Source organism: Yersinia sp. IP36721 (assembly GCF_003634395.1).
Lineage (GTDB): Bacteria > Pseudomonadota > Gammaproteobacteria > Enterobacterales > Enterobacteriaceae > Yersinia > Yersinia entomophaga.
Window position 1 is genome coordinate 248,632 of sequence record NZ_QCZL01000002.1, and the last position, 23,519, is coordinate 272,150.

Here is a 23,519-nt window from a genome sequence, read left to right on the forward strand (position 1 = left end):
AGCACAACGCCCATCGCTTGACGTTGCATTCACCTGCGAGATAGATAATGCCTGAGCCCGGTAACTCAAATGTTGATATTGCTCAATATTGAAGGGATTAGCATGTTTATTACCACCTTTTTCAACTATCGCTATCTTGCTGAGTTATAACCATTTACTGCGTTTTAACCACCAGGCAACAGCAAGCACCAAAGCAACTAACATCATGCAGAAAGCAGCAAAACCGAATCGAGCTTCATTACCGGGAATACCGCCGAGGTTGACGCCAAACAGCCCGGTTAAAAAGGTTGTCGGCAGAAAAACCATGGCCAACAGCGACATGGTATACGTTCGGCGGTTCATCGCATCTGCCATTAACGAACTGATTTCATCTGCCAGCACTGCGGTACGAGCAATACTGGAATCTAAATCTTCCAATCCTCGCCCTAACCTTTCGGAAATCTCCTGCATTCTGCGCCGATCGTCATCATTCATCCACGGTAGCCGCTCGCTGGCCAGACGCGAGAACACATCACGCTGTGGAGCCATATAGCGCCGTAAAACAATCAGTTGCTTGCGTAATAGCGCCATTTGCCCGCGCGCGGGAACCTGCTGCTCTAACAAATCATCTTCCAGATCGATGATTTTATCGTGTAAATCTTCGATAAATTCATTGGTGTGATCGGTCAACCCATCGGCTATCTCTACCAACCATCTACCGCTATCCGTTGGGCCAGTGCCACTTTGTAGATCGTTAAGAACATCATCTATAGAGTAAATCCGTCGATGTCGGGTAGAAACAATAAGTTTATCCGTCATATAAACGCGGATAGTCACCAGCTGATCCGGGCGGGCATCGGCGTTAAAATTGATGCCACGCAAAGTGATCATCGTTCCGTCGCCCAGCCGCGTCACTTTTGGCCGCATACTGTCGCCGGACAAACCATCTCGCACCACTTCCGGTAGCAAGGGCGTATTGCGTAGCCAATCGATACTGTCCTGACGGGTATAGTCCAAATGCAGCCAACACGGATGTTGAGCCGTTGCTACGGCGTCTGGGGCTATGGGCGTTACGCCACCTTTACCATCGAGTTGATACGCGTAAACCGCGTCCGAAACCTGAAGTGCTTTTCCTTCGACCTCATCCACAACCCTATTCTCCTCAATCACCGACCTTCAGCATAGGAATGATTCAGTCTAGCCTTAACTTCTTGAAGTTTAAAGCCGACAAGGCACGGATAAGCCAGAATTGGCTAAGCATTAGAGGGGAATGAATCGGTTTGGCGGAGTTGTTAGGATAAAAAATCCCCGTAACCAGATTACAGGGATTTTATGATACTGAATAAACTAACGATGGATATTCACTGCAAAACGCAGATCAATGTTTAATGATGTACATCGTTTGACTGTAGGCTACATCTTCCGGATTGGTAATCGGATAACCTTTTACCCAAGGCTTAATTAAGCGGCCATTGGTATATTGATAAATAGGTGCAATCGGCGCCTGCTCGGCGAGAATCTGCTCGGCTTTGTTATAATCAGCATTCAGCGCTTTGGCATTAGTTTGTTTGCTGGTATCCGCCATCAGTTTATCGTAATCCGCATTATTGAATTTGGCTATATTCCCGCTGTGACTGGATGTTAATAACGACAGGAAGGTTGACGGCTCATTATAATCCCCAACCCAGGATGCACGCACCACGTCAAAATTGCCGGTATTGCGGCTATCTATATAAGTTTTCCATTCCTGGTTAACCAGCTTGACATCCACGCCCAGTTTTTTCTTCCACATTGAGGCGACCGCAATCGCCAGTTTTTGGTGGTTTTCCGAAGTGTTATACAACAGCGAAAGTTTTAACGGATTATTCGGGCCATAGCCCGCCGCATTCATCAACGCTTTCGCCTGCGCATCTAATTCAGCCTGACTGTGCTGCTGTAAGAAATTATCCGTCGGCTTATATCCAGCCGTCACGTCTGGGGTAAAGTGATAAGCTGGCTTCTCTCCGGTACCTAATACTTTTTCCGCAATAATTTTACGATCGATCGCGTAAGACAGCGCTTTACGCACACGAACATCGTTGGTTGGCGCCCGCTGAGTATTAAACGCGTAATAATACGTCCCGAGCTGATCCGGAGTATAAACCTGCCCAGGAATATCTTTTAACAGCTTCTGGTACATGTTTTTCGGGAAGGACTCAGTGATATCGATATCACCGGCCTGATAACGTTTAGTCGCGTTGGATTCCTGATTAATCGGAATAAACGTCACTTTGGTCAGCACCGTATGGGCGTGATCCCAATAATTTTCATTGGGTACCAGCACCAGTTTTTCATTTACCACGCGGTCTTGTAATTTAAAAGCACCGTTACCGACCAAATTACCCACTTTAGTCCAGTTATTGCCATATTTCTCAACCGTTGCTTTATGAACTGGGAACATACTGAAATTTGCCATCAGGCTTACAAAATAAGGCACCGGCTTACTCAGTTGAACTTTAAGCGTGTAATTATCCACTGCGCTAACGCCCAATTGATCCGCCGGTAATTTACCGGCAATAATCTGTTCCGCGTTATTTAAACCAGCTAATTGCGCAAACCAGGCAAAAGGCGACAGATTTTTGGGATCGACCAAACGCTGCCAGCTATACACAAAATCATTAGCAGTCACCGGATCGCCATTGGACCAGCGCGCGTCTTTACGCAGCGTAAATAGCCAGATTTGATTATCTGAAGTTTGCCATTTCTCCGCTACGCCCGGAATAACTTTGCCGTTGGCATCCTGATTCACCAGCCCTTCAAACAAATCTCGCGCGACCTGCGCTTCCGGCAAACCAACCGCTTTTATCGGATCCAAAGAAGCAGGCTCATCCTTAATATGGCGAACAATCTCTTGTTTATCAGCTAATTGTGTACCCGGCGGCACCTCAGCGGCATAGGCCGAGCCGAGGGATGCCCCGACCACAGCGGCACATAATGCATAACGAAAATATTGCATAATTGATGACCTTATCGTTGTTAATCCATGCCATAAATGAGCCACATTCCACTGGCTCTGACTTGTCATTCTCCCGTCAGCGAAAATTCTTGATGCTGCCAGGCCGGGTACTCAACTAATAAATCTAACCTATCATTATTTTCAAATCTATTACTTATTAGATATCAATAGCTAATAGTGCGGTTTATGCCAAATAATCACCGAATACGGCGGCGTTTGTATCGGAAGAAGTTAAGTGATAATTTCATGACTGCCGAACCAAGACATCTAAAGAGAACCCCATGACACAGCTTCGTCCCCGCCCACTTCGCGGCCATTTACCACCACTAGGAAAGCTCTACGGCAGTTCGTTTTTAGGTGCCCCGCTGCTTTACTTCCCCGCTCAAACGCCGGCGGCAGATACCGGGCTGATTATCGCCGGTACCCACGGTGACGAAACGGCCGCGGTCATTACGCTATCCTGCGCGTTACGCAGCATTTCTACCGAACAACTGCGCCACCATGTGATTCTGGCGGTCAATCCAGACGGCTGTCAGCTCGGTTTACGCGCCAACGCCAACGGGGTCGATCTCAACCGGAATTTTCCAGCTAAAAACTGGCAATCCGGCGAGACGGTTTACCGCTGGAACAGTGCGGCCACCGAACGGGACGTTTTATTATCAACAGGAAGCGAGGCGGGTTCAGAATTGGAAACCAAAGCGCTATGTCAGATTATTGGAGAACTGGCTCCAGCGTGGGTCGTTTCCTTCCACGAGCCTTTGGCCTGCATTGAAGATCCTGATAGTTCACCGCTAGGTCATTGGTTGTCAGAACAATTTGATCTGCCACTCTTAACCAACGTGGGTTATGCCACGCCAGGGTCATTCGGCAGTTGGTGTGCAGATATTTCCCTGCCTTGTATCACCGCTGAGTTTCCCCCGATTTCAGCCGACGCCGCCAGCGAGAGCTATCTGGCAGCGATGATTGCCCTTCTCACCAGACCCTAGCCTTGGGATTAACTGGCCAACTGATTAATCGCGCCACAGGAGAAATTCAATCCTTCCGCGACGTCGCTGGCCAACCAGGTTGGGCCATCTAAATCGATAAACCGAGCTACGGGTGCCAAAGGTAACGCGGCGCGAATAGCCCGCGAGGTGCATAGCATACAGCCCAGCATCATTTCAAAACCCAGGGCTTTTGCCTGCTCGGCCAGCAGTAAAGCCTCGGTTAAACCACCGCTTTTATCCAGTTTGATATTGACCATTTCATAGCGTCCAACCAATCCCTGCAAATCTTCACGCGTATGACAGCTTTCATCGGCGCAAATAGGCAGCGGATGAATAAAATGCTGCAAAGTCTCGTCTTTATCCGCAGGTAATGGCTGTTCCAGCATGGCAACACCGAGGTCTGCCAATAATTGACAACGCGCGGCCAAGCCTTCTGGTTGCCAGGATTCATTGGCATCAACAATTAATATAGCCTCCGGCACTGCGGCACGAATGGCCACTAACCGCTCCGCAATCAGATGATCGTCCAGTTTGATTTTTAACAGCTTTGCGCCCTGCTGTGACAGCAAACGCGCGTTGTAAGCCATGGACTCCGGCGTACCGATACTGACGGTTTGCGCCATTGAGATAGCATCGGGAGCCTGGGTGTGACTCAATTGCCACAAGTTTTTTCGAGTCAGCCCGCATTCCAGTTGCCATAAAGCCGAATCAACGGCGTTACGCGCCGCACCCGCCGGCAATAATTGCTGTAACGCATCGCGGGAAATGCCGTATTCGATCGCATCGGCAACCAATGCCAACTGCGCCATCACGGAAGATTCACTTTCCCCATAACGTGGGTAGGGAGTACATTCACCTACGCCTCGAATGCCATTTTGCTCTATTTCGACCACCACAACCTTGGCTTCAGTACGGCTTCCACGCGAAATAACGAACGCGGTGTGTAACGGCCAGGATTCTGGGTAAAAACGCATCGTTCTCATAATGGCTCCCAAGCTATGTGATCGCTGAACCTAAGGAATAGCAGGCTAACTCATCAATATATACAATTGTTTAGAGAATTTCTTATATGCAATTGCCTATTGTTACCTTAAACTGAAATCCGTGTTACATATCTGTAAAGGAATCTTAAATGACACAGACCGTACATTTTCAAGGCAATCCTGTTGCCGTAGCGGGTAAACTTCCGCAAGCCGGCGAGAAAGCCAAAGACTTCACTTTGGTCGCTAAAGATCTTTCTGCCGTTTCTCTGAGCGATTTTGCCGGTAAACGCAAAGTTCTGAACATCTTCCCCAGCATTGATACCGGTGTTTGCGCCGCTTCCGTGCGTAAATTCAATCAGTTGGCTGGCGAGCTTGAGAATACCGTTGTTCTTTGTATCTCCGCTGACCTTCCATTTGCCCAATCACGCTTCTGCGGTGCTGAAGGCCTGAGTAACGTAGTGACTCTGTCCACCCTGCGTGGCGCTGAATTCAAACAAGCCTATGGCGTTGAAATTGCCGAAGGTCCATTAGCCGAACTGACCGCCCGTGCCGTTGTGGTGCTGGATGGCAATGACAACGTAATTTACAGCGAATTGGTGAATGAAATCACTAGTGAGCCTGATTACGATGCCGCATTAGCCGCGCTGAAATACCCTCTATTCTTGGTTCTTATTCTTGGCTCTCTTCGTTTTCATCCACGGCCGGGCGACGGCTGCCGCTCAATCCATATTCCCGCAGCTTATTGGCTATCGCCGTATGGGAAACGCCTAAGCGTTTCGCCAATTTACGCGTACTCGGATAATTACGATAAAGGCGGGTTAATACCGAACGTTCGAAACGCTTACTAATATCGTCCAGCGAACCGTCCAGCACCTCATCCCCCAACGACATCTCCACTTCAAATTCCGGCAGAATAATGTCCTGTGGGCGCAGTTCTACGCCATCTAGCTGAGTTAAAGCCCGATAAATGGCATTCTTAAGCTGACGAACGTTACCCGGCCAGCCGTAGCGCGTGAGGAATCCGTTAAGTTCCGGTGACAACTTCGGCCGTGGTACGCCTTGCTCATCAGAGAAACGGGCGACAAAGAGTTCCACCAGCGGCATAATATCCGTTGGGCGCTCGCGTAATGGAGGCAGTGTGATGGTCAGCACGTTTAGGCGATAATAGAGATCTTCGCGGAATTCACCGCGCTGAACCAATTCCACCAAATTCTTCTGCGTCGCGCAGATAACCCTAACATCCACGTGGACTTCATGCTCTTCTCCTACCCGACGGAAAGTGCCGTCGTTGAGGAAACGCAGCAGTTTGATCTGCATTCGCGGCGACATTTCACCGATTTCATCCAACAGAACCGAGCCACCGTTAGCCTGTTCAAAGAATCCTTTTTTACCTTCCACCGCATTGGGATAGGCGCCCGGCGCATAGCCAAATAGCTCGCTTTCTACCACGTCGTCAGGCATCGATGCACAATTCAGACCGAGGAAAGGTTTTTTGCCGCGAGGACTGCGCAAGTGGCAAGCTCTGGCCAGCAGATCTTTACCGGTACCGGTATCACCAATTAGCAACAGCGGCGCATCCAACATCGCCAATTTGCGCGCCTGGTCTAAAACCTGACGCATTTTGCTGCTCACGGCGACAATTTGTCTGAATTCGCTGTCATCGTTAACCGACAGGGTTTGCAATTGCTGCCCCATACGCGCGGTCGATTTCAGCATCACCACCGCACCTACCGTTTGGTTATGCTGATTTTCATCCACCAAATGAATAGGTGTCACTTCCATCAGGTAATCCTGACTGTGAATCAGTATTCGTTCGGTATGAGGCGTGGTTTCTTCCCGCTCAAACCAGTGGGAAAAATTAAATCCCCCCAGCAGCGTACCCATAGTCTTATGACGAATTTTCTCTTCGTTAAAAGAAAATAGCTCGCGAGCCGCCGGGTTAGCCAGTTCAACGTTGCCTTTAAGATCGATGGAAAAAACAGGCTCCGGCATGGATTCCAGCAAGGCGCGCAGCGCGCGGTGCTCACGCTCAGAAGGCATGAAAGGAACGGTGCGCACGTCGGTAACCCCGTCGATACGCCGAATTTCCGCCATCAGCGCCTGAAACACGGCAAAATCCAGTTTGGAGAAATTCAGATAAATACGGCCGATAGGATCAATTTCGATCCCCCGTAAATCAATGCTGCGTAAAACCAGGAGATCGAGTAACTCTCTGGTGAGACCTATCCGGTCTTCGCAAAACACTTCCAAGCGCATCAGTATTGACCTTATCTTTGCGGTACGGGATGACTAAGTTTGATAATACCCTGTCCCTTCGCCCTGATGAAGAGATCTGTCAGCAAAAGTTGACAGGAATCCTCTTTTTCGTTTCATTTGTCTTCATTTGGTCTTTTTTATAGCGATATGAAGGCATTATCCCCGTCGTTGTTGAAGAATCTCAGGGTGATATTATCTTCAAAATCAATTATGCAGATGAATATAATATATTCGTAGAAGCGGCCGTCCTGTCAAGCACAGGTGACACTTTGCAATCAATACGCCAACTGGCTATAGTAAAGGTAGCCAGTTGACCGAGGAGGTTGCATGAGAAGTTACCACCCAAGCCCGACCACTAGAGTCAGCGCGTTATGGCGTGAAATCGGGCTGCCCGCCAGCCGCGGCACCGCGTTGGTAGACAGTATTAAGCTCGGTTTTTCCGTCGACGTTATTGATACGATCCATCTGTGGGCAGCGATGCCAAAGGCCGAAATCTTGCGTGCCACCGGTATTCCCAGCCGCAGCCTGACACGCCGTCGCACTAATGATGGACGATTTACTCCAGAAGAAAGTGAACGTATTGCTCGTTTTGTCCGAGTTATGGACGCGGCGGTAGATTTGTTCGGCGGAGATCGCCCCAAGGCCACGGCATGGATGTCAACGCCTGTGAGAGGTTTGGGCAATCGCACTCCCGATTCCCTGCTGGAAACCGAAACCGGAGCGTTGGAAATATGTGACCTGATTGGTCGATTGGAACATGGCGTCTTTACGTAATGGAGCTACAGTTTTGATGCTATACCGGATTGTCCATAATCGTTTTGCCGCTACGGCCTGGTCGGGTTATGGAGCGGAAACCTACGGTGGTCGCTGGAATCATAAAGGCCACAGCGCGATTTATCTGGCCAGCAGTATTTCTCTAGCAATGTTGGAAACACTGGTTCATGTTGAAGATAGCGCCACTCTGAACGATTTTAATCTGTTTCAAATCGCGATTCCGGATAACGCTATTATGGCCTTGCAACAGGAAGATTGGCCTCGAGGATGGCGAGACGATCCGGCTCCGGTGGCGACGATGGATATCGGCACGGAATGGTTAAGCTCAGTTTCCTCCGTGGGATTACTGGTTCCATCTACATTGGTGCCGCTGGAGAGAAATGTGCTGGTTAATCCCAAACATCGTGATTTCCCCCCTTGTCTCACCAGCGTCACCCCACTCGACTTCAGTTTCGACCCGCGCCTCAAATAGCCCGAAATAAATGGCCTTAGCGCTGTTTGTCTTTCTTAGGCAGCGTATTCTTCAGCTGCGTAATCAATTGACGACGGAAATCCCCCAGTTTTGGCTTATCATCATCCATCCAGGGCAGCGGGCGACATAACTCCATCGCTTTGATCCCCAAACGCGCGGTGAGTAAACCCGCACCGATTCCCTGCGCCGCCCGAGCGGATAAACGCGCGGCCAGATCCTGCGATAGCCAGTCCATACCGACTTCCCGCACTAATTCCGACGCACCGGCAAAGGCAATATTCAGTAAAACCAAACGGAACAGGCGTAAACGACTGAAATAGCCAAGTTCAATTCCATACAACGCGGCAATACGATTGATTAATCGAATGTTTCGCCAAGCGATAAAAGCCATATCCACCAGCGCCAGAGGGCTGACGGCGATCATCAGCGCCGATTCTGCCGCATAGCGGCTTATTTCAGATCGAGCCTGATTATCCAACGTCGGTTGTACTAATTTGGCATAGAGTTCAACCACTTCCCGATCGTTATGCGTTTCATGCAGCGAGGCTTGCCAGCGCTGTAACGCCGGATGTCCCTGATCCAAACCCGCCTGACGCGCCAGTTTCTCGCAGAATTGGCGCCCACGGCCCAAACCGTGGCTTACCAGTAACTCCCGCGCCACGTCACGTTCTTCCGCGCGCTGGCGCAGCCGATATAACCGCCGCCATTCGGTAACAACCGAACCAATCCCGGCAAAAACGATCAGTCCGCCGGCTACCGTGGTGCCCAAGGCTATCCAGTCCTGCTGCTGCCACGCCTGATTAACCCACTGCACCGCCTGCGCCACGACGCTCACGCCAAACAGCATCAGACCTGCCGTCACCATTTTTCGCCATAGACTGCGTTTTGGTTTAAGCGCCGCGCTTACCAGACCTTCCGCACGCCCTTCCGCTTCGTCCGCGTCCAGAACCGGATCAACCGGCAAAAAATTCTCGGCCGCGGAGCCACTAAAGGTCTGCCCCGTTTTTAACTTTGGCTCTTCGATCGGCTGCAATGGCTGTTGAAAATCTATCCGTGGTTTCAATGGTTCATTCATCGCAGTTTATCTCCCAATAAAAACTCCATCACCGCATCCAGTCGGATATGCGGCAATGGGCTATCCACGTGCACTTGTTGTGGACGGAACTGATCAAAATGGAAGCCCTGTTGCTGCCAAAATGCCGGGCCGGGCAAACGTGCCGGAACATCGCCAGGGAACACCGTCAGCGGCGCACCGTCTTCCAGACGATGACCTTTTAATGCCGGAATTCGCTGGCCATTATGATCGACCATACCGCTTTCCGTGGCCTGTACCGACGCCAGCCCGACACAATCCATGCTGATGCCTTCGAACGCCGCATTTTGCCAGGCCTCCTGCACTAATTGCTGGAGCAATGACACCAGATTGGCATGTTGGTCCGCAGTTACATGATCGGCTTTAGTGGCAGCGAACATCAGCTTATCAATACAGGGGGAGAATAAACGACGAAATAGCGTGCGTTTTCCATAATGAAAGCTTTGCATAAGCTGGGTTAATGCCAGACGCATGTCGTTAAAGGCTTGCGGCCCGCTGTTCAAGGGTTGCAGGCAATCCACCAGGACGATCTGTCGATCAAACCGAATAAAGTGTTCTTTATAAAAACCTTTTACGATTGATTGGCAGTAGTAATTAAACCGCGCGCGCAACATACCCAAATTGCTGTGTTTGTCTGCCTGAGCTAAACGAGACTCATCAATCGCGGTGATATCTGGCCAAGGGAAGAACTGCAATGCAGGCGCGCCGGCCATATCACCGGGGAGCACAAAGCGCCCCGGCTGAATAAAGTGCAGCCCTTCTTGCTTACAGCGAATCAGGTACTCGGTATAGGCCTGAGCAATCGCGGCAAGTAAATTTTCGTCCGCCGGAGCCAAAGGATCGCACTGTTTGCACAATTCCAACCACGGTTTAGCCCATTCGGCACGGTTACCCTGTAACAAACCGCCCATTTGCCGCGACCATTCGAGGTAATCCTGCTCCAACATGGGCAAATCCAGCAGCCATTCACCTGGGTAATCGACGATTTCCAGATACAAGGTCGATGTCTCTTTGAAATGACGTAAAACCGAGTCATTCGACCTAAATTTCAGAGCCAGACGAATTTCACTCACGCCGCGAGTCGGCGTCGGCCAGCTCGGGGGCGTACCGTACAATGAGGCCAGACCTTCGTCATATCTAAAACGCTGGATACCCAAATCCCGCTGAGGCACCCGCTTGACGCCGAGTAAGCGATCTTCGCGCACGGCAGAAAACAGCGGTAAACGCGCCCCGCTGTGTACATGTAATAATTGATTGACTAACGCGGTGATAAACGCAGTTTTACCGCTCCGACTCAGGCCGGTCACCGCCAGTCGCAAATGGCGGTCCATCCCGCGGTTAACTAAAGAGCTGATCTCATTTTGCAGTCGTTTCATGCTTTTCCTTTGCAAATCGGCCAAATACCGCACCTAAACCGCGTCTCAATAACGGTTCCAACGACACAGCCAGCGCCCAACGCAGCGGTTTACGGCTCACACTGCGTAAAATCCAGGCCGTGGCACCGGCCGGGCCGTAGCTTAATGCTGCGGTAATAATCACTTTAACCAGCGTTTTCAATACTACACCTGACCGCTGAGTGGCGACGTTATTCTTCATCATTTATGCCCTCCGGCAGGTCATTTTTCGAATTTCAGCTCGGTAAAAGTCATAAATCAGCCCACTGGCCGCATGAATTACCGATTCATTGCGCTGCGGATTCGTTATAGCTGACGAAATCTGCTGCGAACACCAAAAGTTTCCGAAGTAACGTAACGCTCTACTTGCCGCAAACGTTGCTCTCCGCTGCTTAATTCGTAATCCAGTTTATCCAGCAGTTGGCGAGGAGTTTGATAGTCCTCATCCATAAAAGTGCTGGCCGGTACTGGGTCCAACATATAAGTCAGCACCAGGTAGGCTACGATGGTGAAAACAAACAGGCCGAAAAACATCGATAACACGGCAATAATACGTACCAGTTTGACCGGAATATCCAGATAATGCGCTAAACCGGCGCACACCCCTTTCACCATGCCTTCTTCCGGCACGCGGTACAGTTTTTTTCCACTAAACAAACCGGTCATTATGATTGCCTCCAGTTCGGATGTTCTGCATCCAGAATTTCTTCCAGCGCCTGAATACGTTCGCGCATACGGCGCGCATCATCAGCTAACTGCGCTAAACGCTGCATTTCCTGATGGCTAAGCTGGGTGCCGCTTTGTTGGCGATTGCTGTAATGTAGCCAGAGCCAGATCGGTGCGACAAACAGCACAAAAATGGTTAGCGGAATAGCTAAAAACAGAATACTCATTCTTTCCCCTTATTTATTCTTATCAACGGCAATGCAATCATCATAGCCGCAAGATTCGAGTAATAATATGGCCGCAACCTTTTGGGATAACGGCCCACTTTTATTACTCTTTATTATTCTGGAGCATTCATTTTTGCTTTTAACGCCGCTAACTGACTGCTGATTTCATCATCGGCTTTCAATTCTGCAAACTCTTGTTCCAGTGACTTCTTTTTACCGATGCTGACGCTTTCCGCTTCGGCTTCCATATGATCAATTCGGCGTTCGAATTGCTCAAAACGAGCCATTGCCTCATCCAGCTTACCGCTATCCAACTGGCGACGAACATCGCGAGAAGAAGAGGCAGCCTGATGACGTAAAGTCAGCGCTTGCTGTCTGGCGCGGGTTTCGGTCAGTTTGCTTTCCAGCTCGCCAATCTCATGTTTCATGCGATCCAGCGTTTCGTCTACGGTAGCCACTTCACGCTGTAGGGTTTCGATCAGGGAAGCCACTTTCTGTTTCTCAATCAAAGCGGCACGAGCCAAGTCTTCTTTATCTTTACGCAGCGCCAACTCGGCCTTTTCCTGCCATTCAACCAGCTGGCTTTCACCCAAATCAATCCGGCGCATTAGCTGTTTCTTTTCCGCCAACGCGCGAGCAGAGGTAGAGCGAATTTCTACCAGCGTATCTTCCATTTCCTGAATCATCAGGCGAACCAGTTTTTGCGGATCTTCGGCTTTATCTAGCAACGTGTTGATGTTGGCATTCACGATATCGGCAAAACGAGAAAAAATACCCATTGTTCACATCCTCTTTAATCATGTGGGCGACTCTATGCGCCGGTTGTTCAGTGAGCAAGTCTCACCGGTACAGATACAGCTCTGGCTATAGGATAATCAAAAGTCATGCCAACTTTAGAAAATCAAATATCATCATGAATTAAAAGGGAAAATAACTTTATTGCTAATTTCAGCATAAAAGGTAGAGTGATTACTTTAACCAACTATTAGCGAATCTCACTATGAGCGAACAACTTGAAAACCTGCTAGGTGAAGCAAATTCCTTTGTTGAGGTGCTTGAGCAAGTCTCGGGATTGGCCAAATTGAATAAACCCGTACTGGTGATTGGCGAACGCGGAACGGGTAAGGAATTGATTGCTCACCGTTTGCATTATCTGTCGAATCGTTGGCAGGGGCCGTTTATCTCGCTGAACTGTGCGGCGCTGAATGAAAATCTGCTGGATTCCGAGCTGTTTGGTCATGAAGCCGGTGCCTTTACCGGCGCGCAAAAGCGCCATTTAGGTCGATTTGAACGCGCCGATGGGGGAACGCTGTTTCTCGATGAACTCGCTACCGCCCCAATGCTGGTACAGGAAAAACTGCTGCGAGTCATTGAATATGGCCATTTGGAGAGAGTCGGCGGTAGCCAGCCGTTACAGGTTGACGTGCGTTTAGTGTGCGCCACCAATGATAATTTACCCGCTCTGGCCGCCGCAGGAAAGTTTCGGGCGGATTTACTGGATCGTCTGGCTTTCGACGTGGTGCAACTGCCGCCGCTACGCCAGAGACAGCAAGATATCATGCTGCTGGCGGAGCATTTCGCTATCCAAATGTGCCGCGAACTTGGGCTGCAATTATTCCCCGGTTTTACTCTACAGGCCAAAAGCCAGCTGCTGGGTTATCATTGGCCGGGAAACGTGCGAGAGCTGAAAAATGTGGTGGAGCGCTCGGTTTATCGCCACGGCGATAGCCCGGATCTGCTAGACACTATAATTATCAACCCGTTTGCTGCCCATCAGAATACCCAACCCCACCTTCCAACGGAAACGGCTTCCCTGCCCGCGCTCCCCGTTGACCTCAAAGCCTGGCTACAAAACGGCGAGAAACAGTTAATTATGCAAGCGCTGGAGCAGGCGCGTTTCAATCAGAGGAAGGCGGCGGATTTATTAGGGCTGACCTATCATCAGTTACGGGGAATGCTGAAAAAACACTCGATATTGCAAGCCGCCACAGATGAGAATAACGAAGAATCGGCGAATGACTAGCTAGCGACCATAATTTTTCGCTTATTTATTTTCGCTTATTTATATCAGGCAGAATGATATAAAACAGGGCTAATGACGTGGAAATCCGAGGCATAAAAGATGCGAATAAGCTGAAAAGTTAATCGCAAGTAAAAAAAAAAAGCCAGCACCCGAGCTGGCTTAAAAAACACTGGAAGCAATGTGAGCAATGTCGTGCCTTTCTATCAGAAGCTCCCTACTGGCGGCCTCTTCCTGAAGTGCGAAACAATGATAATGGTTATCACTAGCACTTGTAAATACTTTTGTTGAGAATTTTTCTCATTTCCACAACGATATTGTGGCTCTTCAATTATCCTCTTCACGTTATGTTTTAACCTAATCCGATACCCCTATTCTCTGTCTGGAATCCTGTCTGCTTCAAGGTAACGGCCGAAATGGATTAACACTCAAATTTATCGATCGTTATTCTGCCTAAGCGTAGCCAGACACAGTAACGTGAATAGAATCTGCGCCCCAAGATTCGCCGTATTACTGGTAGGATCATACTGCGGCGCGACCTCAACGATATCTCCACCAACCATGTTGACGCCGGCCAACCCTCTTAACATGCCAAATAATTCTCGCGGCAGTAACCCATTGACCTCCGGCGTTCCGGTGCCCGGAGCAAAACTGGGATCGAGAGAATCAATATCTACGCTAATATAAACCGGCCCAGTCCCTACAACGGTTTTCACTTGCTCAACGATAGAGTGAACGCCACGCTCAAAAACGGCTTCCGCATGGATCACTGTCATGCCTGAATCGCGAGAGAACTCCCAAAAATACTCATCCGGGCCACGAATTCCAACTTGCACCGTGCGGCAAGGATCTATCACACCGTCTAATACCGCCTGACGAAACAGCGAACCGTGATGCTGATTGCCGTAAAAAAGACCGGCGGTATCACAATGAGCGTCAAAATGAATCACACCAACCGGCCGCTCTGCCCCCAAAGCCCGCAAAATTGGCAGCGTCATGGAATGATCGCCTCCCACTGACAGTGGCAAAATGCCTGACGCTTTCAGGCGAGATAGCGTATTTTGTATATCCAAATGGGCTTGCGTGAGGTCAAAACGGTTGCTAAACACCACGTCGCCCAGATCGGCGGCGCTAAGTAACCGAGCTGGCGCAAGATTCAGCACATGATCGTAAGGCCCGATACGTTCCGCAACGCGCAGCGCTTTAGGGCCAAAACGCGCACCAGCGCGATGCGTCACGCCGAGATCCATGGGAACGCCCAAAATTCCAACGTCGGTTCCCTGCCATTGATCCGGCGAACGGAACGGTAAATCGAGAAAAGTGGAAATATGGTCAAACGCCCATGTAGCCTGCGCCTTAGCATCAGGGAAGAAGGTTTCTGCCACCTGACGATAATTTTCATCATGAATGGTAAAAGCGTCTTTTCCCGCATACTTCGCCCGCAATTTATTGAGTGAGTTCATATTTAACCGGCCTCCTGTTTCACAGCGTCCGAGCAGGAATAAAACTCGAAGCGATTTGCGGATTCTGCCAGCACTGCCAGTAAATGCTGTACCTGATCGGGATTATTGGCCGCGGTGAGCTGCACGCGGAAACCGACTTCTTTTTTGGGTACCAGCGGATATAGCGCCAGCGTGACATAAACTCCGCGCTCAAACAGATAACTGCCTAACGCCATAATTTGCCGTGGATCTTTCAGCGGTATTTCCATGATAGGTAATTCAGAATTATTCAATGTAAAAATATCAAGATCGGCTAACCCTTTGAGCAATTGTCGACACATTTGATGCAGATCGCGACGTAATTCCTCTCCTTTTTGGGCGTTAACCGCTAAACCACTCAGTGTTGTGGCCAGCGAAGCTACCGGGGATGGCCCCGAATACAGATAAGGCGACGCGGCAACTTTAATCATTTCCTTCAATACCGTCGGCAGCGCCATAAAAGCCAACAATGATGAATAGGATTTGGATAAACCCGCCACCAGCAGAATATTGTCGTAGCTCAACCCACAGTGGCGAACGATACCGTTCCCTTTATACCCCCACGGCATTTCTCCATCGGGATTTTCACCTATCAAACCAAAACCGTGGGCGTCATCCACATAAAGGATGACGTTCCAGCGCCGGGCTATCTCGGCAAAACGCGCTAAATCCGGCAGATTGCCGGTCATGCTATTCACCCCGTCCATGCAAATTAAGCGCGGCGGCACGGGGCTACTAGCTAATAATCGTTCTAATTCATCGGCATCGTTATGTTTAAAGCGAATCAGCGTAGCACCTTGCCCCTGCGCCACTTTACAACCGTCGTAAATGGTTTTATGGGCCCGACTGTCCAGATAAATTGCGCCAGTACCGCTGAGGAAAGGAATCACTGAAAGATGGATATGAGTGATAGTCGGAAAGGCCAATATATCCGGCGCTTGGGTCAAGGCCGCTAACTCGCGCTCTATATCCCTATAAGGCGTGGGTGTACCAAGCATTCTCGACCAGCTCGGATGAGTACCCCATTGACGCACCAGAGGTAATATTGACGCCTGAACCTGCGGATTTAGATCCAAACCCAGATAGTTACAGGAGGCAAAATCAATCAGTTCACGTTCGCCAATCACTATCTTGCGTCCGTCAATACCCTCAATAACGGCATCAACCATAGGGTGAGCGGGAGGTGTAAGTGGAGAATGAGCGAAATGTGTGTCCAACCATTTCGCCATCCAGGATGGGACGGTTTGCTGATTCATCATTAATTCCTATAGTGATGCGTTCAGAATTATTCACCTTGATACGATGAGAGTGCCCACTAGTATTGTGAGAACCAAAAACTATAGGAAAGGACGGTAAAAGCAGCAATTGCTCAATTATCGCGCAACGTAAAGCTAGAATGACACAATGAGTAATGGGGTTATAATTGCTGTTATTTCCCCCCAATCGGTATAAACACAAGAGCCGCGAACGATGGCACGATTTGCGATCGAGCTGTAGCCGCCTCTGGTCACTGCGGCCCCACGTCTAGAATGAATCACCATGCCATCCTGAATGTTAGAATGCGCACCGATCTGATCTGAGGTCACTGGCCGAAAGGATTTTTACGCCGCATGATTAATACCCTCGCTACTGATAACGGCGACGGCGTTGTGGGCATGCAGGCTTTCCTGATGCTCCACCCTAACTGAAAATGCCGAATAGCGGCATTGCTTACGCAACATGGCGTACAAACGGCGCGCCGCGTCCTCGCAGAACATCAGATTTTGTCCATTAGCCAATGCAAACGCCTGCTCATCCTGACGTTTCACTAAAGTTTGTACCGGTGTTCCCAGCGTATTTTCAATTTGGTTAATTAATTCCAGTACCGGAAAATTCATCTCAGTGGATTTAAGTGACACCGTCACTCTTGCCCAGCTGCGTTGACTGTGCGGCGTTGCTGGCATTCCCTGCGTTCCAAGCCAATCCAGCACCTGTTGCTGGGTCAGATTTTCCTGCTGTTCAAAATCCAGTTGAAACTGCTGCTGAGCAGACTGAATACTCAACGCTACCGAGCTGGGACAAGTGGAAGAATAAGGTACGGACAGAGATAGCCGGAGCTGAAGCTGTTGTTCGAGCTGGGCGTCAATCGTCAGTGGGTAGGCCTTCCAGCCTCTTTGCGGGGATAACATCGCCGGTCGCGAGATAAAAATATCGCTGGCAATATGCAAGCTAGCGCTGGCGGCTAGATCGGGTTGAGAAGCTAAAAATGCGGCTAACGTGGTGTGAATGCGCTGGGGCGTTAATTCCCCTTGAGTCAATTCATCTAATGCCAAGTATATACGGGACATATGAATTCCCTTGCTCTGCCCTTTAGCTTTGACACCAATCCCGGCATTCACTTTTGCAGATAGCGGCCTGCCAACGATGTCTAACGGTAACGCAATGCCTTCCATGCCGACCCAATCCAGCTCCATATTGCCAAAATCAATGTATGAAGATTGTACATCTGGTAACGCCGTTAGCGATTGATTCGCAGCTATTTTCATGTCGTCCTCTATGTGTGCTTTATTAATATCAAATAAAGGTAACATGCAATTGTTATAGTATAACATATCGAAGTTGCGTTTTTTTGCTCTCTTTCGGCGCTTTTGCGCATAATTACAGCAATATCCCTGAGATCAGTGAGTTGTTTTGCTCAATGGATTGGGGGGATAACCAGTTTACGGTACACTAAGTCTATTGCTTACTTACAGTTGAAGCGTTTTATGCGTGGTTTACTCATTTGGCTGCTGTCGCTTGGCTGTCTAGCGACACCAGCGCTGGCACAAACTCAGCCAGCCCCCCAAGCGATTCAACCGCCGCCGGATATCCGCCAGCGGGGTTTCGTCTATTGCGTCAGTGGCGTGTTGAATACTTTCAACCCACAGATGGCCAGCGGTGGCTTAACCATAGATACGTTAGCGGCACAGCTTTACGATCGCCTGCTAGACGTTGACCCTTATACCTATCGTTTGGTGCCGGAGCTTGCTGATAGCTGGCAAGTACTGGACAACGGTGCTACTTACCGTTTCCATTTGCGTAAAGATGTGCCTTTCCAAACCACCGAGTGGTTTAAGCCGACGCGCATGATGAACGCCGACGACGTTGTCTTTAGCTTCCAACGGGTATTTGACCAAAACCATCCGTACCACAACGTTAACGGCGGGGATTATCCCTACTTTGATAGCCTGCAATTTGCCGACGCAGTACAGAGCGTGAAAAAACTGGATGATTACACGGTAGAATTCCGCCTAAAAGCGCCAGATGCCTCTTTCCTGTGGCATTTAGCCACCCATTACGCGCCGGTGCTTTCCGCTGAATACGGCGATATGCTGGCTGCCAAAGGCAAAAAAGAGCAGATTGACCGCGAACCCTTAGGTACCGGACCATTTATGCTCAATGAGTATCGTTCTGGTCAATATATTCGGCTTTCTCGAAACAGTAATTATTGGAAGGGCTTGCCGCGTATGCCGCAGGTCATTATCGATCTGGGCGCTGGTGGCACCGGTCGCTTGTCTAAATTACTGACCGGCGAATGTGACGTACTGGCCTATCCGGCGGCCAGTCAGTTGTCCATTTTGCGAGATGACCCGCGTTTACGCCTGACACTGCGACCGGGCATGAATATCGCCTATTTGGCATTTAATACCCGTAAACCGCCGTTGAACGATGAACGCGTTCGTCAGGCCGTCGCTTTGTCGATTAATAATCAACGGCTGATGCAGTCGATTTATTACGGCACCGCAGAAACCGCCGCATCGATTCTGCCGCGCGCCTCCTGGGCTTACGATAACCACGCGCAGGTAACCGAATACAATCCCGGCAAAGCCAGAGAAATACTGAAAGAGTTGGGGATCAAACAGTTACAGCTGAATCTGTGGGTGCCAACTGCTTCGCAGTCTTATAATCCCAGCCCGTTAAAAACCGCCGAACTGATACAGGCGGATTTGGCGCAGGTTGGCATTACTGTGAATATCGTGCCGGTGGAGGGACGTTTTCAGGAAGCGCGGTTGATGGAAATGAACCATGACCTCACGCTCACCGGGTGGTCAACGGACAGTAATGATCCCGACAGTTTCTTCCGCCCGTTATTAAGCTGCGCTGCAATACGCTCGCAAACCAACTATGCTCACTGGTGTGACCCAGCTTTCGATGAATTACTGCAAAAAGCTCTGCGATCGCAGCAGATATCGGAACGCATTGACTATTACCAACAGGCGCAGCGCATTTTGGAGCAACAGTTGCCACTGCTGCCTCTGGCTTCCTCCTTGCGGCTACAGGCGTATCGTTACGACATCAAAGGTCTGGTGCTCAGTCCCTTTGGCAATGCGTCCTTTGCCGGGGTGTTCCGCGAAAGTGACGAGGGTAAAAAACCATGATTATCTTTACCTTACGTCGCCTGTTGTTATTAGTTATCACGCTAATCATGCTGTCGCTGGTGAGTTTTAGTCTGAGCTATTTTACGCCCCACGGCCCATTGAGCGGCGCTTCCCTGTTCGATGCCTACCGTTTTTATTTGCATAGCCTGATGCAATGGGATTTTGGCGTTTCCAGCATTAACGGCCAGCCGATTAGCGAACAGCTGCGGGAAGCTTTTCCCGCCACGATGGAACTCTGCGTATTAGCATTCAGCCTCGCGCTATTCATCGGTATTCCTTTGGGTATTATTGCCGGTGTAATGCGAGGAAAATGGCCGGATGTCGCTATCAGTTCTCTGGCACTGATCGGTTTTTCCATCCCCGTATTCTGGCTGGCGCTGCTGCTGATGCTTTTTTTCTCTCTGCATCTGGGCTGGCTGCCGGTCTCCGGGCGTTTCGATCTGTTATATCAGGTCAAACCCGTGACTGGGCTGGCACTGGTAGATGCCTGGCTATCCAATTCCCCTTATCGCAAGGAAATGATATATAGCGCCTTGCAGCATATGATCCTGCCGATAACCGCGCTGGCCGTGGCGCCAACCACGGAAGTCATTCGTTTGATGCGCATCAGTACCGATGATGTGATAGGGCAAAATTATATCAAAGCCGCTGCGACCCGCGGGCTGTCGCGGCTGACCATTATTCGTCGTCATGTGCTGCACAACGCCCTGCCGCCGATTATTCCCAAATTGGGCTTGCAGTTCTCCACCATGTTGACGCTGGCTATGATTACCGAAGTGGTATTCAGCTGGCCGGGGCTGGGACGCTGGTTGATTAACGCCATCCGTCAGCAAGATTATGCGGCGATTTCTGCTGGCGTAATGGTGGTGGGAACGTTGGTGATCGTGATTAACGTGTTGTCGGATATTTTGGGGGCGATGATGAGCCCGTTAAAGCATAAGGAATGGTATGCCCTTCGATAATGTCTACCGCGAAAAGAAAATGCCTAGCCCGCTGCTGTATACCTGGCGCATTTTCTACGCCGACACTTTGGCAATGACCGGATTTTATGGGGTTATTGCCCTGATTTTGCTGTGCCTGTTTGGCAATATGCTGGCACCCTATGCTTTGGATCAGCAATTTCTCGGCTATCAATTGCTACCGCCGTCCTGGTCTCGCTACGGGAATGTTTCCTTCTTCCTCGGCACCGACGATCTCGGCCGCGATATTCTTAGCCGTTTATTGACCGGCGCAGCCTCCACCTATGGTTCAGCGCTGCTAGTGACCGTTGCCGCCGCCCTGTGCGGCGTGGTGTTAGGCGTGCTGGCGGGCGTCACTCACGGTTTTCGCTCCGCGATTTTGAATCATATATTAGATACCCTGCTTTCTATTCCGTCTCTACTGCTGGCGATCATTGTGGTGGCCTTCGTTGGCCCAAGCCTGCAACACGCCATGTTTGCGGTCTGGTTAGCATTGCTGCCGAGAATGGTTAGAACGATTTACAGCGCAGTTCATGATGAGCTGGATAAAGAATACGTGGTTGCGGCGCGGCTGGACGGCGCTTCAACGCCTTATATTTTGCTGTATGCCATTTTCCCCAATATTGCCGCCGTGCTGGTGACCGAGTTTACCCGCGCCCTCTCGATGGCGATTCTGGATATTGCCGCTCTGGGCTTTTTGGATCTCGGCGCGCAGTTACCTTCGCCAGAATGGGGCGCCATGCTGGGGGATTCGCTGGATTTGGTCTACGTTGCACCTTGGACCGTGATGTTACCGGGCGCGGCGATTTTGGTGAGTGTGCTATTGGTTAACCTGTTAGGTGACGGTATGCGCCGGGCGATTATCGAGGGAGTGGAATAATGCCGTTACTGGATATCCGCAATCTCACTATTGAATTTATGACCGCCGAAGGGCCGGTAAAAGCCGTCGATCGCGTCAGCATGACCTTGACAGAAGGCGAAGTTCGCGGCTTAGTCGGCGAATCAGGATCGGGAAAAAGCTTGATTGCCAAAGCAATTTGCGGCGTGAGCAAAGATAATTGGCGAATCACCGCCGACCGCTTCCGCTTTGATGATATCGACTTGCTCCAGCTCAGCCCACGCCAACGGCGTAAGGTGATCGGCCATAATATTTCGATGATTTTTCAAGAACCACAGTCCTGCCTGGATCCTTCGGAAAATATCGGTAAGCAGCTCATTCAGGCCATTCCGGGTTGGACCTATAAAGGGCGCTGGTGGCAACGATTTCATTGGCGTAAACGCCGGGCTATCGAGCTGTTACACCGCGTCGGAATTAAAGATCACAAAGACATTATGCGCAGTTATCCCTACGAATTAACCGAAGGGGAATGCCAAAAAGTGATGATTTCTATTGCGCTGGCCAATCAGCCACGGTTATTGATTGCCGATGAGCCGACCAACGCCATGGAACCCACTACGCAGGCGCAGATTTTCCGATTGCTGGCACGATTGAATCAGAATAACAACACGACCATTTTGCTGATCAGTCATGATTTACAAATGATGAGTAAATGGGCAAACCGGGTAAACGTACTTTACTGTGGGCAAACGGTGGAAAGTGCAGTCTGCGAAGAATTACTGGCCGCCCCGCACCATCCTTATACTCAGGCGCTGATCCGCGCCATGCCGGATTTTGGCCGCTCTTTGCCCCATAAAAGCCGTTTGAATACCTTGCCCGGCGCGATTCCCTCGCTGGAACATCTGCCTATCGGCTGCCGTTTGGGGCCGCGTTGCCCTTACGCGCAAAAAACCTGTATTGAAACCCCGCGTCTGCGGATGGCAAAAACTCACGCCTATGCCTGCCACTTCCCACTGAATCTGGAGGAACCGTGATGACCGAAACCTTGCTTGAAGTGCGCAATCTGAGCAAAACCTTCCGCTATCGCACCGGCCTGTTTCGTCGTCAACACGTTGAAGCGGTGAAATCCGTCAGTTTTACCCTGCGGGAAGGCCAGACGCTGGCGGTCATCGGTGAGAACGGCTCCGGTAAATCTACGCTGGCGAAAATGCTGTCCGGTATGATTGAACCAACCGAAGGCGAGCTGCTCATCGACGATCATCGATTAAGCTACGGTGATTACGCTTATCGTAGCCAACGAATTCGCATGATTTTTCAGGATCCCAGTACCTCGCTGAATCCCCGTCAGCGGATCGGCCAGTTGCTGGATGCACCGCTGAAACTGAATACTGATCTGGACGCCAACGCCCGTGAACAGCGTATTTATCAAACGTTGCGGCAGGTCGGTTTGTTGCCAGATCACGCTAACTATTACCCGCATATGTTGGCCTCCGGGCAGAAACAGCGTATCGCTCTGGCTCGTGCCCTGATTTTACAGCCGAAAGTGATAGTGGCGGACGAAGCCTTGGCGTCGCTGGATATGTCCATGCGCTCACAAATTATCAACCTGATGCTGGAATTGCAGGACAAACATGGCATAGCGTATATCTACGTGACGCAGCATTTGGGCATGATGAAGCACATCAGCGATCAGGTGATTGTGATGCATGAAGGCGAAATCGTTGAACGTGGCAGCACCGCCGAAGTGCTAGCCGCCCCGCTACACGATTTGACCAAGCGCCTGATTGCCAGCCACTTTGGCGAGGCGCTCACCGCCGATGCCTGGCGACGTGACGGCGGGCGCTTTTAGGCGTCCCCACTGCTCGGAGCAGTGGAAAAGCACCATATTCAGTCCGGGCGTGATAGAATCGCTCGGTTTATTAACGCAAAACGCGCTGGTTAAGTCGATGTTTCAACAAATTGTTTTAATATTCGTCACCACTCGCGTCAGCACGCAACA

At 50.2% G+C, this 23,519-nt stretch carries 22 protein-coding genes and 2 pseudogenes; 10 read left to right on the forward strand and 14 right to left on the reverse strand.

From position 1 onward, the window contains the following. Positions 1-144: 144 nt before the first annotated feature. Both zntB and DBA33_RS03175 read right to left on the reverse strand, forming a co-directional pair. Positions 145-1,128: a zinc transporter ZntB gene (gene zntB / locus DBA33_RS03170; protein ID WP_064513876.1), complete on the reverse strand. Its 984-nt coding sequence runs from the start codon at positions 1,126-1,128 to the stop codon at positions 145-147. Between the two features lie 229 nt (positions 1,129-1,357). Continuing rightward, positions 1,358-2,974 (reverse strand): ABC transporter substrate-binding protein, encoded by a 1,617-nt coding sequence (locus tag DBA33_RS03175; protein ID WP_064513878.1) that lies wholly within the window; start codon positions 2,972-2,974, stop codon positions 1,358-1,360. 281 nt (positions 2,975-3,255) lie between these two features. Here DBA33_RS03175 and mpaA point away from each other — a divergent pair, with 281 nt between their 5' ends. Beyond that, positions 3,256-3,960 carry a murein tripeptide amidase MpaA gene (gene mpaA / locus DBA33_RS03180; RefSeq protein WP_064513880.1) on the forward strand — a complete coding sequence of 235 codons (705 nt, stop codon included), beginning with the start codon at positions 3,256-3,258 and terminating at the stop codon, positions 3,958-3,960. A gap of 8 nt (positions 3,961-3,968) precedes the next feature. On the opposite strand, the gene ycjG is transcribed toward mpaA, so the two are convergent. Beyond that, the gene (gene ycjG, locus DBA33_RS03185; RefSeq protein WP_120805535.1) at positions 3,969-4,943 is read right to left on the reverse strand and encodes an L-Ala-D/L-Glu epimerase; all 975 of its coding nucleotides are present in this window, start codon (positions 4,941-4,943) and stop codon (positions 3,969-3,971) included. A gap of 149 nt (positions 4,944-5,092) precedes the next feature. Between ycjG and tpx the strand changes: the two are divergent. Then, positions 5,093-5,593 (forward strand): annotated as a pseudogene (gene tpx / locus DBA33_RS03190) (thiol peroxidase); the annotation flags it as partial. Between the two features lie 19 nt (positions 5,594-5,612). On the opposite strand, the gene tyrR reads toward tpx, so the two are convergent. Beyond that, complete coding sequence (gene tyrR / locus DBA33_RS03195; RefSeq protein WP_064513887.1) at positions 5,613-7,199, reverse strand: transcriptional regulator TyrR; 1,587 nt, start codon at positions 7,197-7,199, stop codon at positions 5,613-5,615. Positions 7,200-7,526: 327 nt separating this feature from the next. Here tyrR and DBA33_RS03200 point away from each other — a divergent pair, with 327 nt between their 5' ends. Then, a complete protein-coding gene (locus DBA33_RS03200) occupies positions 7,527-7,973 on the forward strand; it encodes a DUF2384 domain-containing protein (protein ID WP_064513889.1) in 447 nt (148 codons plus the stop codon). A gap of 13 nt (positions 7,974-7,986) precedes the next feature. Then, a complete protein-coding gene (locus DBA33_RS03205) occupies positions 7,987-8,445 on the forward strand; it encodes an RES family NAD+ phosphorylase (RefSeq protein ID WP_064518274.1) in 459 nt (152 codons plus the stop codon). Positions 8,446-8,461: 16 nt separating this feature from the next. Here the strand turns inward: DBA33_RS03205 and DBA33_RS03210 are convergent, their stop codons facing one another. The 6 genes from DBA33_RS03210 to pspA all read right to left on the reverse strand — a co-directional run bounded on the left by DBA33_RS03210 (position 8,462) and on the right by pspA (position 12,604). Then, positions 8,462-9,520 carry a YcjF family protein gene (locus tag DBA33_RS03210; protein ID WP_064513891.1) on the reverse strand — a complete coding sequence of 353 codons (1,059 nt, stop codon included), beginning with the start codon at positions 9,518-9,520 and terminating at the stop codon, positions 8,462-8,464. Then, positions 9,517-10,914, reverse strand: a complete 1,398-nt coding sequence (locus DBA33_RS03215; RefSeq protein ID WP_120805537.1) for a YcjX family protein — start codon at positions 10,912-10,914, stop codon at positions 9,517-9,519. Before DBA33_RS03215 ends, DBA33_RS03210 begins: the two co-directional genes overlap by 4 nt. After that, complete coding sequence (gene pspD / locus DBA33_RS03220; protein ID WP_205582767.1) at positions 10,895-11,137, reverse strand: phage shock protein PspD; 243 nt, start codon at positions 11,135-11,137, stop codon at positions 10,895-10,897. Before pspD ends, DBA33_RS03215 begins: the two co-directional genes overlap by 20 nt. A gap of 101 nt (positions 11,138-11,238) precedes the next feature. Next, on the reverse strand, positions 11,239-11,598 hold the full coding sequence (pspC, locus tag DBA33_RS03225) for an envelope stress response membrane protein PspC (protein ID WP_162975155.1): 360 nt from the start codon (positions 11,596-11,598) through the stop codon (positions 11,239-11,241). Further along, positions 11,598-11,825 (reverse strand): envelope stress response membrane protein PspB, encoded by a 228-nt coding sequence (gene pspB, locus DBA33_RS03230; protein ID WP_049600249.1) that lies wholly within the window; start codon positions 11,823-11,825, stop codon positions 11,598-11,600. The genes pspC and pspB overlap by 1 nt, the downstream gene beginning before the upstream one ends. A gap of 113 nt (positions 11,826-11,938) precedes the next feature. Beyond that, positions 11,939-12,604, reverse strand: a complete 666-nt coding sequence (gene pspA, locus DBA33_RS03235; RefSeq protein ID WP_064513897.1) for a phage shock protein PspA — start codon at positions 12,602-12,604, stop codon at positions 11,939-11,941. A 221-nt stretch (positions 12,605-12,825) separates the two neighbouring features. On the opposite strand from pspA, the gene pspF reads away from it, so the two are divergent. Then, positions 12,826-13,848 carry a phage shock protein operon transcriptional activator gene (gene pspF / locus DBA33_RS03240; protein WP_064513899.1) on the forward strand — a complete coding sequence of 341 codons (1,023 nt, stop codon included), beginning with the start codon at positions 12,826-12,828 and terminating at the stop codon, positions 13,846-13,848. 431 nt (positions 13,849-14,279) lie between these two features. Here the strand turns inward: pspF and DBA33_RS03250 are convergent, their stop codons facing one another. The 4 genes and pseudogenes from DBA33_RS03250 to folE2 form a co-directional block, all read right to left on the reverse strand. After that, complete coding sequence (locus tag DBA33_RS03250; RefSeq protein WP_064513900.1) at positions 14,280-15,308, reverse strand: agmatinase; 1,029 nt, start codon at positions 15,306-15,308, stop codon at positions 14,280-14,282. Between the two features lie 2 nt (positions 15,309-15,310). Next, on the reverse strand, positions 15,311-16,585 hold the full coding sequence (locus DBA33_RS03255; protein ID WP_084414294.1) for an aminotransferase class I/II-fold pyridoxal phosphate-dependent enzyme: 1,275 nt from the start codon (positions 16,583-16,585) through the stop codon (positions 15,311-15,313). 195 nt (positions 16,586-16,780) lie between these two features. Then, positions 16,781-16,897 (reverse strand): annotated as a pseudogene (locus tag DBA33_RS21230) (carbonate dehydratase); the annotation flags it as partial. Between the two features lie 30 nt (positions 16,898-16,927). Then, positions 16,928-17,851 (reverse strand): GTP cyclohydrolase FolE2, encoded by a 924-nt coding sequence (folE2, locus tag DBA33_RS03265; RefSeq protein ID WP_120805539.1) that lies wholly within the window; start codon positions 17,849-17,851, stop codon positions 16,928-16,930. Positions 17,852-18,070: 219 nt separating this feature from the next. On the opposite strand from folE2, the gene sapA reads away from it, so the two are divergent. From sapA to sapF, 5 genes are read left to right on the forward strand one after another with little or no spacing between them, the layout of a single operon-like run. Beyond that, on the forward strand, positions 18,071-19,723 hold the full coding sequence (gene sapA, locus DBA33_RS03270) for an ABC transporter substrate-binding protein SapA (protein ID WP_064513906.1): 1,653 nt from the start codon (positions 18,071-18,073) through the stop codon (positions 19,721-19,723). Next, positions 19,720-20,685 carry a putrescine export ABC transporter permease SapB gene (gene sapB / locus DBA33_RS03275; protein ID WP_064513907.1) on the forward strand — a complete coding sequence of 322 codons (966 nt, stop codon included), beginning with the start codon at positions 19,720-19,722 and terminating at the stop codon, positions 20,683-20,685. Before sapA ends, sapB begins: the two co-directional genes overlap by 4 nt. After that, a complete protein-coding gene (gene sapC, locus DBA33_RS03280; RefSeq protein WP_064513909.1) occupies positions 20,672-21,562 on the forward strand; it encodes a putrescine export ABC transporter permease SapC in 891 nt (296 codons plus the stop codon). The genes sapB and sapC overlap by 14 nt, the downstream gene beginning before the upstream one ends. Beyond that, a complete protein-coding gene (gene sapD / locus DBA33_RS03285; RefSeq protein WP_049600234.1) occupies positions 21,562-22,554 on the forward strand; it encodes a putrescine export ABC transporter ATP-binding protein SapD in 993 nt (330 codons plus the stop codon). Before sapC ends, sapD begins: the two co-directional genes overlap by 1 nt. Continuing rightward, positions 22,554-23,369 carry a putrescine export ABC transporter ATP-binding protein SapF gene (sapF, locus tag DBA33_RS03290; RefSeq protein WP_049600232.1) on the forward strand — a complete coding sequence of 272 codons (816 nt, stop codon included), beginning with the start codon at positions 22,554-22,556 and terminating at the stop codon, positions 23,367-23,369. Before sapD ends, sapF begins: the two co-directional genes overlap by 1 nt. Positions 23,370-23,519 lie beyond the last annotated feature (150 nt).